8 protein-coding genes, 1 tRNA gene and 1 pseudogene are annotated in these 12610 nt (G+C 66.8%); all 10 read right to left on the bottom strand.

The genetic code is table 11. The features are described from left to right. Window positions 1-47 precede the first annotated feature (47 nt). Window positions 48-734 (bottom strand): DUF4194 domain-containing protein, encoded by a 687-nt coding sequence (locus tag Q4I23_RS08995; protein ID WP_498525990.1) that lies wholly within the window; start codon window positions 732-734, stop codon window positions 48-50. Window positions 735-744: 10 nt separating this feature from the next. Continuing rightward, window positions 745-2097, bottom strand: coding sequence for a Wadjet anti-phage system protein JetA family protein (locus Q4I23_RS08990; protein WP_498525989.1), 1353 nt, complete (start codon window positions 2095-2097; stop codon window positions 745-747). A gap of 384 nt (window positions 2098-2481) precedes the next feature. After that, window positions 2482-3378, bottom strand: a complete 897-nt coding sequence (locus Q4I23_RS08985) for a TniB family NTP-binding protein (protein WP_498525988.1) — start codon at window positions 3376-3378, stop codon at window positions 2482-2484. Beyond that, complete coding sequence (locus Q4I23_RS08980; protein ID WP_498525987.1) at window positions 3378-5336, bottom strand: TnsB C-terminal domain-containing protein; 1959 nt, start codon at window positions 5334-5336, stop codon at window positions 3378-3380. Before Q4I23_RS08980 ends, Q4I23_RS08985 begins: the two co-directional genes overlap by 1 nt. After that, entirely contained in the window at window positions 5333-5986 is a 654-nt protein-coding gene (locus Q4I23_RS08975) for a TnsA endonuclease N-terminal domain-containing protein (RefSeq protein ID WP_498525986.1), read from the bottom strand. Before Q4I23_RS08975 ends, Q4I23_RS08980 begins: the two co-directional genes overlap by 4 nt. A gap of 57 nt (window positions 5987-6043) precedes the next feature. Next, window positions 6044-7339 (bottom strand): TniQ family protein, encoded by a 1296-nt coding sequence (locus Q4I23_RS08970; protein WP_498525985.1) that lies wholly within the window; start codon window positions 7337-7339, stop codon window positions 6044-6046. Between the two features lie 386 nt (window positions 7340-7725). Continuing rightward, window positions 7726-7800: transfer RNA gene (locus Q4I23_RS08965), tRNA-Gln, on the bottom strand. Between the two features lie 79 nt (window positions 7801-7879). Continuing rightward, window positions 7880-9979: a hypothetical protein gene (locus Q4I23_RS08960; protein ID WP_498525984.1), complete on the bottom strand. Its 2100-nt coding sequence runs from the start codon at window positions 9977-9979 to the stop codon at window positions 7880-7882. After that, window positions 9976-12366 carry a DUF4159 domain-containing protein gene (locus tag Q4I23_RS08955; RefSeq protein WP_498525983.1) on the bottom strand — a complete coding sequence of 797 codons (2391 nt, stop codon included), beginning with the start codon at window positions 12364-12366 and terminating at the stop codon, window positions 9976-9978. Before Q4I23_RS08955 ends, Q4I23_RS08960 begins: the two co-directional genes overlap by 4 nt. A 99-nt stretch (window positions 12367-12465) precedes the next feature. After that, window positions 12466-12552: pseudogene (locus tag Q4I23_RS08950) on the bottom strand (BatA domain-containing protein); the annotation flags it as partial. Window positions 12553-12610 lie beyond the last annotated feature (58 nt).

The following is a 12610-nucleotide window of genomic DNA, read 5'->3' as shown; positions in this document are numbered from 1 at the left end:
CACTCGTATCTCTGGGTGGCAAGGAACGGGGGCGGCCGAACGGTGCCTCAAGAGGTGTCGCCCCCGCCGTCGCTCGTGTCGTTGAGGTTATCGTCGTCGAGATCGTCGTCTTCGGGGACATCCCGGACGGAGGGCTGTCCGGCACTATTTGCCTGGGCGTATCGGATGAGGGAGTCGAGGCTGGCCTCGCTCATCGCCAAGCGGATGGCCGGCCGGATTTCCAGGGTGGCGTCCTCGTCGTGCTCGTTAAGGAAACGCACCAGCCCGTGACGCTGAAAGCGCCGCACTAGTTCGATGCAGCGCGTCAGCGAGGGGCGCTTGCGCATGGCGCGTTCTTCGATGAGGTTCCACACCTGCGAGAGTGTGACGTCGCCGCGCCCGCGCTCCTTCATATCGAACCCGCGGACCTTCTCCTCATAGAGGATCCGTAAAGCCAGTAGGAACAGCGTCTCGTCCCACCGCATTGTGCGTGGCGCCACGCCGGCCTGATCGAGGATGCCGACGATGCGCTCCTTCTCCTCCACAAAGAAATTGTAGCCCATGGCATCGAACAGCGAGCCGAAGTAGGATCGATACCGTTTGGCGAATTCGTAAGGAGCGGATCCGCCATGGTCGTCGGCGTAGATAAATTGCCGGTCCCAGAGCGCCCGCACGGTCGCCCGCAAGTTCTCTTCGAGGCTCTCCGCCTCCTTCCCGACGGCGCGGTCGACGAGGTTTTGCAGATCGGTGAGCATGCTCCAGCCTCTATGCAGTCAAATCCGGGGCTTTCGGGACGGCGGCGGAGCCGCCGTCGCGCCGCAATACGAAGTCGCGGCAGATCAGCCAGTCGTTCTCGACCGTTCCGTCGCGGTGCTCGATGACGTACCCGTCCGGCAAGGGAACGCGCCGGATGGGCAGCGCCCGGAGCGCCGAGAAAATCAGGAACTCCTCGATGTCCCTCGGCGGGATGTCGGCCGCCGTCACCTCATCCCGGCCCTGCACCCGTGCCGCATCCACCTTCATCCGCACATAGTCCATGAACTGGTCCGGCGTGAGGAGCAGACGGCGGTCGAACGCCTGCTTGGCGTGCTCGAACGCCCGCTGCAGCGGATCAATGGGCGGCTTGGTGAAACGCCGGCGCTTCACCTCGACGCGCGGCTTTTCCGGCTTGGACAGCCGCTCCCCGCCGATGTGGGACGGCGTTACGAACAGCGTCGTATCAACCGGCACTTCGGCGTCGAAAGGAAGGTCGGGAAGCGCCCGCGCCACCGTCGCTAGGCCCAGGGCGAAACGCTCCACACGGCCGGAGTCAATTAGGTCTATGTAGCGCAGGGTGTTGGAAAATCGCCGCTCGATGTTCCCCTTGGTGAGGTCAATGCGATTGCGGAAGGTCTCGATGGTCTCCATCGACAGGCGGATCTCGCGGAGTTGCTCGTCGAGGGCTGCCTCGGCGCTCTCCAGGTTGTCGGTCACGCCTTGAGCGACCAAGTTCTCGGCGATCGAGCGGAACAGTGCCGCATCCGAGGAGATGCGTGCGACGAGGTCCATGACGCGGTAGCGATGGCGGTACGGGTGATTGCGCGCCGACGTCAGTTTGCGGTAGTCGCCGATCACGATGGTCTGCACGAAGTCGTCGAAGAACGTTTTCACCAGCCCGTTCAGCGACGCCTGCGAGAGCAGCGACTGCTCGATGTTCTTCAGGTTGCCGACGACACCGCGAGCATAGCGCGCGAACTCCTTGGCCCGGCGTGCTGCCTCGGCGACACCTTGCGCGTTGGTAGCAGGGTCGTGTGTCACGCTTTCGAGGTTGCTGACCACGCTGACCACGGTGCCGCCAAACGTGTCGCCGCGCCGCTCCGAAAGGCCGCAAAGGGCGCCGAGCAACTGAGCCACAACGGGATCCATCTCGACGTAGACCGTCCATCCCTCGCGCAACTCGCGCAGCCAGCCGCACTCGACCATCTCGTAGTATGCGAGCGATGCCGTGAGGCGGAACTCGGGGCGTTCCTCATCCGGAAGACCGGCGATGTAAGAGAAGAGCCCCTCCTCCAACTCCGCCATAACCTCGTCCCGCTCCGGCTGGCGGGTGCTTTCCAGCCCGAACAGTCCGTTGTGCATCTGGGAGAGAAGCGTCGCATAGGCGTGTCGATAGCTGTACGAAAGCGGCCGAAAAATAGTGTCTGGAAGTGCTCCAAATAGCATCAGGCTTCTCCAGAAGTGCAGCCCTGCCCAAAACGGCGTTCTTCCTGTGTGACCCATTTGCTCTGAATAACTCTGCGACCAGAAAGCACCTTAATATTAAAGTCCTGCAGTTAGAAGTCTATATTTAGTGAAAATAACTTTTCTATATGATGGCATTGAACGCATTACGCGACCAGCCGCTTGCGGTTTACCAATCCATTAAAGTCTGTTAATCAAATAGATAGTATGTAAAGGATCATTCGTATAGCAGGGTGTCATAGAAAAATACCGCGATAATGCAAACACAAAGACGGAAATATGCTACCTTGCCGCTCTCCGCCGCTCGCTGGGCATCACCCAAGGCACTTGGTCTAGAGTGCCCATGTCTATGATCTCCCGGCCGCTATGAACCGCCATCTCAGCTGCCAGTGCCAGCAGCTTGCAGGTCTCGCCGGTGAGTCCCTCCGACATGCTGTGGATACGGCCGACCAGTTCCTTGGAGCGGAAGTTGCTCTCCTGCTTCAGTTCCAGGCGCTGGACGTAGCGGGCGATGAACACAGCGTAATCCTTGGACAGCGCCCAGCGCGGGATGCCAATCGGCTCAAACCGATTGCCGAGTTGCTGGTCGGTCTGGAAGACGCGCACGGCGTCCTGGGTGCCCATCGCGACGACCGGGATCTTCAACTCGTTGCTGAGGCTCTTCAAACTGTTCAGCACCATGGAGCGCTGATCCACCTTGCCGATGAGCAGGTTGTTCACTTCGTCCAGTATCAGCACACGGGTTCCAACAGCAACGAGCAGCTGGAGGAGCTGATCCCATTTGGCTTGGGGCCTAGCCGTCGACCGGTAGGGCGCCTTCAGGGAGCGCAGGATGGCGTCATAGAAGCCGTTCAGGTCGGCAAAGGGCGGGGCGTGAACATAAACGACCGGGCGCTTGCCGTACTCAGGGCTGTCCTCCCGCGGGCTGAAGTCCCGCACGAACTTGTAGGCGAGCGCCGTTTTGCCGTTGTTCGTGTCGGCGTAGATCAGGCTGCACGGCGGCCGCACCGCCTTGGGATGGTTGTACAGCCAGGCAAGCCGGTTGAGGATCGCGTTTCCGGCTTCGTAGTCAACGTAGCGGGGGCTCCGGATGCGCCGAATGCGGATGTCGTTCTCAGCGACGGGAAACTCGAAAGGCAGCATCGGCGCGCACTCGCCGGTAAAAAGGTCGACGTCCATCACCACTCCTCCACACCCGTCTTGATCTCGCTGTCGTCGAAGTCGAAGTCCCCAGGGGACGTCGAAGGCTTGGTCGGCGCGCGTTGCGTGTTGTCGACCGCCAAAGCCAGATGCCCGTTACGCCGAGTGGCCTCGCTCGGTTCGGACTTTTCGGCCGGCCCCGGCATCGCTTTCGGCTGCGGCGGATCCAACGTCAGGGCGGCGCGGTGCTTGCGCTGCTCCTGCTGCTTGGCCCGCTCGCGACGGACGCGCTTCGTTTCCTTCGCGGCCTCGACCGTGATGCGGTGCATCTCCTCGTAGGCCTCGAAGATGGCGGCCTCGTTCTCGGCGGCCTTACCTTGGCGGCGCAGGTAGGCCTCGACCGCTCGGTAATCCCAGAGGGAGATCGACGGCCGGCCGTAGTCCCGGTAGGGGATCTCCACGTAGTCGCCCAGGCTCGGGTCGAGGAAGTAGAGTTTCGAGATGTCGGTCGGGTCGCGCCGAACCCGGAACTTCCGCCGGCGCCGGCCCTCGTCGGCCCGGACCCATTGGGAGAGCAGCGGGTCGCGGTACCAGATCTTGTCCCAGACGATGCCTTCGGGCTGCACCGTGCGCTCGATGAACGGCAGGAAGTCCAAGCGGAGCCGGCGCGAGTCCTGGATCGGCTCGGGCAACCCCCGGCCGCGCATGCGGTCGCTGCCAATGATGCCCTCGTTCCACCGGGCCAGCGGCGGGAAGCCGGTCCCGTCATGGACCTTGTTGTGGTAGACGCCGACGATGTGGTTCAGGAGCCACGCCCGCAGTTCCTCCAGCGTCATCTTCGCCTTGGCTTCGGACTTGTACTCGCCCCGCTGCTTGGGGCTGGAGAAGGTGGCGCCGGGCAGCGCGTGGATCTTCTTGCCCAGCGTCCCCGCCAGCCGCTCGATGTGGCCGCCGTAATGCGGGGTCTTGGGCGGTCGGAACTCGAAGCGGACGTCGTGCTGGTCCAGCGTGTCCTTGATCAGGTAGCTGCGGAAGTCCTTACCGTTGTCGGAGTGGATCATGCGCGGCTTGCCCCACACCGGCCACTCGCCCTTGACGCCGAGTCGCTCCAACTCCGTCGCCTTGTCCAGCATGCCGTGGCAGAGGCACAGCCCCACGGCGAAGGCGCTGGGATGGTCCAGCGACAGGTGGTAGCCGACCACCATTCGGCTGAAGACGTCGATGGCCAGCGTCAGCCAGGGACGGCCGATCGGCAGGCGCATCTCCTCGTCCAGCACGATGATGTCCAGCAGCGTGTGGTCGATCTGCACGACCGCGAGCGGCGAGTCGGCGCCGGGGAACTCGCCCTTGACCCGGCCGAACTTGTCGTGGGCCGCCTTGCGGCCCTCGCGCTTCAGCACCTTCTCCCGGGGATCGATCGCCCGCAGGCGCTTGCGGATCGTGCTGCCGGCAGGCTTGGCCTGCTTGGCGGCCCGGCACCGGCGGTGCACCTCCAGGATCACCTCCTCGCCGGTGACCTTCTGCTTGGACAGGTAGAGGTCCTTGATGACGCTGTCGATCACGGCCTCGACGGCGGCATCGAGCCGCTTGGGCATGGAGCGGCCCTTGCGCCGCGGGGCCAGATCGGACACGAGCCGCCGGCCTTCGTAGGTCTTGATCCAGCGGTAGAGGGTCGAGAGGCCGATCCCGTGCTGCTCGGCCACCCGTTTAACGTCCTCCTGGCTGCGGCGCTCGCACCGGACCAGGGGCTTGATGATTCCGAACCGGCGCTTTGCCTCAGCCAGATCGTCCTCGGGAAGGCTGTCCAGGGTCCGTGTCGGTTCCGGCTTCGCGTCGCCGTCCGGACGGGACAGCTTGGAGACGGGCACCACCTGCGTTTCCTTCGTCTCGGCATCCTCGATCAGAACCGACGAGGCGGTGACCGCTTCCAGGATGGTACAGGGCCTCCCTCTCAGCTTGACCGCCGCGCCGGGGCTGAAGCTGAACCGCTTCGTCATGCGTCTCCTCCCTGAGGATGCCGGAGCATGGTTCGCATGGTGATCGGCCGGTCGAGGTCGACCACGAGCTCGAAGCGCGCGACCAGGGTCCACAGGCTGGGTAGCACCCGCGCGCGATTCGCGGCGTCTTCGGCGACGCGGTCGGTCAGTTCCTGCACGGTGATCGGCGCCTCCGCTGCCACCGTGAGCAGCCGGTCGCTGAACGTCGGGTCGGCCGGACGGTCGCGGAAGGACAGCAGAAAGGTGGCGTTCTCCAGCCGTGGGGTGCGGATCTCCTTTTCAGTTGCCAGCGTGAAAACCCAGCCACGCTCTGCGGCGAATCGGCGAGCCGCAGCGAAGCGCTCCTCCAAGGTGCCAGCCAGCAGGTGCGGATCAGTGGAGTATTTCACCTCCACGAGTTGCGGCGGCCGACCGATGCCACGGTAGGTGACCAGGAAATCCGGGATATAGCGGCGCTTGGTCCCCTGGCCGACGCGGTATTCGATGCGTATCGGCTGCTCTTCGATACCGGCTACATCGCGATCGAATCGCTGCAGCAGGGCGAAGTCCCGCTCCAACGTTGATTCGACCGCGACCGATGCCCGGCCGGCCCCCATTGGAACCCGCCCTGAGACACTGCGGTAGCAGAGACCGATCTTGCGGACCGGCATGCGTCACCTCCCGGATTCAACCTTAGAGGACTCGCAACAGCACTTTCTCTTGCCGCGTCAGAATACACGCATAGCTGGCATATTCAATTCCTTGCGCACCAGACGATCCAGCCAGACTGCGACACTTTCGCCAGACCGATGCGCGGCCAGACGCGCCGCCTCCTTCACCTCGGCCGAAACGCCGTCCAGCTTCCAGTACCGCCCCTGACCCCAAGCTGCTCCCTCCGATACAGGATCAGCCAATTCGCCCATGGTGCGGGACTTCCCGCCTCGTAGATCTTTCAGCTTCTGGTACGTTGCCGAGTGACCTCGTTTGCGGAGCACTTCTTTGGCCGCGAGAACCTCATCCTGCGTGCTGCCGATCAAGGGTTCCGTCAGGTTCCATTCCACGGCATCGGCGTAGGCGAAGGGATAGGCACCGTCGACACGCTTGCGGACGTCGCGGCTCGACATCCCGACGTCTTGTGATGCGGCAACAAATCGGTGTGGCCAATCTTCCAGCAGATAGTGCGCCATCCCGACGAGCACGCTGCGGGCGCGCGAGGTCAGCAAAGCTCCATCCCGCACCCGCGGCAGGTTCTCCGGAGGCAAGGCAAACCTTGGCTCTCGGTTTGCAATCCATTCTCTCAGCGCATAGGCGTGCCTTCCGCCGGCGATCAGCCGGGTGATGATCGCCAAGATGCGCAGGGCAGTGAACGAATAGACCGGCCCGTAACTCCCCAATCCCCGCCAGCCTTGTGACAGCGTATTCAGCAGTTCATCCTGCACCGGCACCGGGTCAACTGGTGGGTTATCCCCGACGAAGCCTCGGGCGTCGGCACCGCACGACCAGCAGAAGATCCCACCGTGCCTGTCCTGGCGGAGCACGCTGAACGGCTCGTTGCAGGCGGGACAGCGGTCCAGCAACAGGCGCTGGTGCTTGGTGCAGACCGTAATGAAGGAGAGGCGCCATTCGAGGCGCAGGAAGGGCACAGTATCCTCGGCCAAGCACAGCGGGCAAAGTTGCTGACCGAAGCATCGTTTCGCCTCCTCGCGACCGGCGGGAGGCAGCCAGTCGAACTTGACCAAACCGTCGTCACGTTCGTACGCCGTACCGGACCAACGGTGAAAGGTGGATTGCTCCAGCGCCTCCACCGAGGTGCCGGTCTTATCGCTCATCATGGACAGCAGGTGGATATCGGCATACCGGTCCAGGTCTCTCGGATTGCGATCGCCGCCGGGTTGAACAATGCGGTACAGCTCAGCCGGCCGCAGTCCGTTGGCAGCAGCGACGCGGGCGAACCAGGACGAGAAGGACTCGCCTTCGAGGAGTGTGGCGCGCCCTGGCCAGAAGTCTTTGGCGATTGGCAGCATCCGAAGCCTCCCGATCCGCCGAGCCTGATGGCTGTATGATCGGCAACGGTGCTCCAATTGTCGTGGTGACGTCCGGCCAGTCGCCACATGCCTCTCGCCGCACACCATCGCATGATTAGGTCTCTAAGGACTCCACTCCGACGGCGATCTCTTTAGGCGAGAGGAATCCGAAACCCGAATGCGGAGATGCATATCGTCAGCAGGGGAAGGCGCAGCGCCGCTCGGGTGCGCAGCAAGCGCGTCAACCCGTTGGCATCGCTTGTGATTTCCGGAAATCAGCGGTTCGGAACCGTCTCGCTTATGCGTGATGCACTCTCACGTATAAGCGGCAATTGCCGCTTAAAGGGAAAAGCGACATTAAGTACCTGAATTCTCAGGGAATAAGTTGGCTGGGGCGCCAGGATTCGAACCTGGGAATGGCGGTACCAAAAACCGCTGCCTTACCGCTTGGCGACGCCCCAACCGAACGGCGCGATCAGCGCCGGAAGGGTCGGGACCATAAGCGGAAACCCGACCCGATTGCAACAGCTTCGTTGACCCTTACCGCCCCTCGCGACGCCACGCCATCAACAGCGCGCCCAGCGCTAGGGCCAGCACCGCGCCCACCGGCAGCAACGGCACCTCGGACACGCCCGTCACCGTGAAATCACCGTTGGCGCGCAGGCCGATCCAGTCGTTGCCGGTCTGCGTCCGGTCGGGACGGGTGCGGCGCACGTCGATGCCGGGGCTCACGCCCCCCTCCGTGTCGGAAATCCAATGCACCCCGCCGCCGGTCTCGTCGGCGACGCCCGACAGCCGGTCGCCGGTGGAGCGCACGTCGGCCAGTTCCGGCGGGTTGACGGCGCCCACCACGGCCAGCGCCGTGCGCTCGCCGTCGGTGATGCGGTAAATGCCCGGCTCGCCGGCGACCACGGTGGCGCTGGCGCGGCCGGTGCGGTCCTCGGTCATCTCCAGCGTCCGGGTCTCGTCGGAGGGCGTGGTGAGGGTGATGCTGCGCGGGTCGGGCTCCAGGGAACGGCGCTCCACCGTGATGCGGTTGCCGTCCACATGGGCGCGCAGGTCGTTCTCCTCCAGCTCCGGCTCCTTCATCAGCCAGTGGGCGAGGCGGCGCAGAAGCTCGGCCTGGGGACCGCCGCCCTCGAAGCCGCGGCTCCACAGCCACATCTGGTCGGACGCCAGCTGTGCCACCCGGCCCTTGCCGACGCGGTCAAGGATCAGCAGCGGCCGGTCGTCGGCGCCGTTCATCACCACCGCGCCGTTGCCCGGCACGACCTCCACCTGATGGAACCAGCGGCCCCAGCTCGGTTCGCCGTCCGGGCGGTCGCCGGGCAGGCCGGCGGTCACCGGGTGGCGGCGGCCGACCTCCGTCACGGTCGGCTTGAAGGGGCGGTCGATGGCCTGCCCGGTCGGCTCCGCCGGCATCACCTGGCCCAGCGGCGTGCGGAACAGCGACAGCGGTGTGGCGTAGCCCTGACCGGAGGCCTCCAGCAGGGCGCCGCCCTTCTGCACGTATTCGGCGATGTTCTCCAGATACATCTGCGGCAGCACGCCGCGCCGACGGTAGCGGTCGAAGATGATCAGGTCGAACTCGTCCAGTTTGATCTCGAACAGCTCGCGGATCGGAAAGGCGATCAGCGACAGCTCGCGGATCGGCGTGCCGTCCTGCTTCTCCGGTGGGCGCAGGATGGTGAAGTGGACGAGATCGACCGACGGGTCAGCCTTCAGCAGGTTGCGCCACGTCCGTTCGCCGGCGTGCGGCTCGCCGGACACCAGCAGGACGCGCAGGCGGTCGCGCACCCCGTTCACCACCACGGCGGTGCGGTTGTTGGCGAGCGTCAGCTCCTGCCGCGCCGCCTCGACCTCCATCTCCAGCACGTTCTGGCCGCCGTGGTTGACCGGCAACTCCATATGGAAGTCCTGGCCCACCGGCACGCGGATGGTGCGCGGCGGCCCGCCGTCCTGGCGCAGGGTCACCGCCGCGTCGGCCGACTGGCGGCGCGGCATGTCGTCCACGCGGATGGTCAGCTCCACCGGCTTGCCGACGAGGCCGTAGGCCGGCGCCTGGACGATGGCCAAACGGCGGTCGCCCTCGTCGCGGTTGCCGGTCAGCAGCGTGTGAACCGGGCCGATCTCGGCCAGCCGGGCGAGGTTTTCCGGAACGTCGTGGACCTGCCCGTCGGTGATCAGCACCGCCCCGGCCATGCGGCGGCGCGGCACGTCGGCCATGGCGCGGTTCAGCGCGTCGAACAGGTGCGTCTCGTTGATGGCCGAGGCGCCGGAGTCCGCGTCGCCGGCGCGCACCACCCGCAGCTCCAGATCGTCGAACGCCTTCAGCCGTTCGGTCAGGCGCTCCAGTTCGGCCTCGGCGCGGGCGCGGCGGTCGCCGATGTTCTGGCTGGGCGAGGCGTCGAGCACGACGACGGCCACGTCCTTGATCGGCTCCCGCTTCTCCTGCACCAGCGACGGATTGATCAGGGCGAGCGCCAGCACCGCCACCGCCAGCGCGCGCAGCCAGACGCCGCGCGCCCGGCGGAAGACGGCCAGCGCCAGGATCGCCAGCGCCACCACGAACAGCGGCACCAAGAATATCCAGGGCAGCAGCGGCGCCAGAGCGATGGAGGTTCCGTCAAGCAGGGTCACTGGCCGAGCCTCTCAAGGATCGCGGGCACATGGACCTGATCGGCCTTGTAGTTGCCGGTCAGCGCGTACATGACGAGGTTGACGCCGAAGCGGTAGGCCATCTCGCGCTGCCGCTCCCCGCCGGGGACGACGGCGTAGAGCGGCTGGCCGTTGCGGTTCGCCGCCCAGGCGGCGGCCCAGTCGTTGCCGCCGATCAGCACGGGAGACACGCCGTCGTTGGCACGGCCCTCGCGCGCCTCGATCCACAGATTGCCGCCGTTGTAGCGGCCGGGGAAATCGTTCAGCAGGTAGAAGGACTTGGTCAGCACATGGTCGGGCGGCACTAGGGCCAGCGGCGGGATGTCCAGCCCCTGCACCATGCCCTGGAGCGCCTGGTTGCCCCCAACGGCGCCCGCCGACTGGTCGCGCGTGTCGAACAGGATGGTGCCGCCGTTGCGCATGTACTCGTTCAGCCGGGCGCGGGCGTGGTCGCTCAACGCGCGCTGGCCGCCGGACACCGGCCAGTAGAGCAGGGGGTAGAAGGCCAGCTCGTCGGTTTCCGGGTCGACGCCGACCGCCCCGGCGGCCTCCACCGCGGTTCGGCGGGTCAGCACGTCCACAAGGCTTTCCAGCCCGGCGCGCGAGGTGTCGTCCACCGTCCCGTTTCCGGTGCGCACATAGGCGAGGTAGGTTTCCGCCGTCACCTTGGTCGACTGCGCGTCGTCGGCGCGGGCAGGGGTCGAGGGGACTGCGGCCATGGGAAGCGCCGCGCCCAGCGTCAGCAGGACCGCGGCGGCGGCCCCGGCGCGGCGGCGCTTGCCGCCAAATCGCCAGCCGCCGAGCAGGCCGCGCAGCATCAGGGCGATCAGCAGGTCGATCATGGCGAGCGACAGCGCGATGCCGAGCAGCGCCGGCTTCAGCGCCACCTCGCCCCGCGTGCCGTAGGGGCCGCGGGCAACCCCGCCGGGCATGGCGCCCAACGGCTCGATCCGCGTCAGCGTGGCGGTCAGGTTCAGGGCGCGCCGGGCCTCCTCGGTGCCGTAGAAGCCCGGCGGGTGGCGCGGGCCGAGCACGTCGGCCCCGGCGTCCCCGGAGATGGGGAAGGCGGCGGCCGGCGGCGGCACCAGCCGGCCAAAGCCGTCCAGCACCTCCAGTGGCTCCAGCGTGCCGCCATGGGCGCCGCCGGCGACGCCGCCGCTCAGAGTCACCAGACGGCGCAGCATGTCGACGAACAGGCCGGACATCGGCAGGTTGGACCATTCCGGGCTGGCGGTGGTGTGGACGAGCACGATGTAGCCGTCTCCGCGCTTTTCCGAGGTGACCAGGGGGGTGCCATCCTGAAGCCGCGCCCAGGTGCGGTCGGCGAGGTCCAGCGCCGGCTCGGCCAGCACCTGCCGCGAGACGGCGACGTCGTCGGGGATGTGCAGGCCGGCGAAAGGACTGCGGCCGTCGAAGGGCTGCAGCTTCGCCGGCTCCGACCAGGACAGGGCGCCGCCCAGCGCGCGGTCGCCCAGGCGCAGCCGCACCGGCACCAGACGGTCGGGATTCTGGGCCAGCCGCGGGCCGGCGAAGCGCAGCAGCACGCCGCCCTTGCGCACCCAGTCCTCGATGGTCTGGGCCTCCTGCCCGGTCAGGGCGCCGATGTCCGACAGCACCAGCACGGCAAGGTCGCGCTTGAGAAGCTCGTCCGGCTCGCCGCGGCGCACCTCGTTGTAGGGGGCCAGCGCCCGTTCCAGATAGTGCAGGTCGGACAGCAGCGGCTGATTCTCGCCGTTGGCGCGGCCCGAGGCCAGCCCGACCGGGCGGCGGCGCCAGCGCTCGTCGAGCAGGACGGTGGCCCCGGCGGTGGTGTCGTTCTCCACGCGCAGGCTGGCGGCGTCGTTGCGCAATTCCGCCGGCACCTCGAAGCGCACCTCGCGGGTGAGTTGCCCGGCGTCGAAGGCGACGGGCTGGCGGGTCAGCAGGCGGCCGTCGGCCCCGGACAGGCGCACGGTGACGCTTTCCGGACGGGAGGCGTCGGCGCGCACCACGCGGGCCGTCAGACCGGCGCCCTCCGACGAGGGGGGGAGCAGCAGATGGGGCGGCTTCTCCGCGGAGTCGTCGAGGATCTCCAGGGAGCCCATGCGCTGCAGCGTTTCGGCGAGGCCGCGGGCGGTGCGGTCGCCGATGCCGTCCGACAGCCAGACGGTGTGGGCGGAGCCGCGCGCGGCGAGACCGCGCACCGCCTCCAGCGCGCCGGCGCGGTCGGTCGGCCAGGGGTGCGGCTCCAGCGCCTGGATCAGGCGGCGGGCTTCCGAGGCGGGCAGGGGCGGGCTGGCCTTCACCGCCTCGCCCCCGGCGGGCCGGGCGGTCGGCAGCAGGACGACCGGACGGTTCTGCCGCTCCGCCTGCGACACCAGCTCCTCCATGGCGGCGCGGCGGCTCGTCCAGTCGCGGCCCGACGCCCAGCCGTTGTCGACCAGAAGCAGCAGTGGGCCGCTGCCCGGCAGGGCGGCGCGCGGGTTCAGCAGCGGCCCGGCCAGGGCTAGAATCAGCAGCGCGGCGACGATCAGGCGCAGGATGAGCAGCCACAGCGGGGTGCGGGCGGGAGTTTCCTCCCGCGCCGTTAGGTCTGTCTCTTATACACATCTGACGCTGCCGACGATTATACGC

This window comes from Azospirillum sp. UFLA03-27 (genome assembly GCF_059803775.1).
This window is presented reverse-complemented; position numbering and strand designations above follow the sequence as displayed.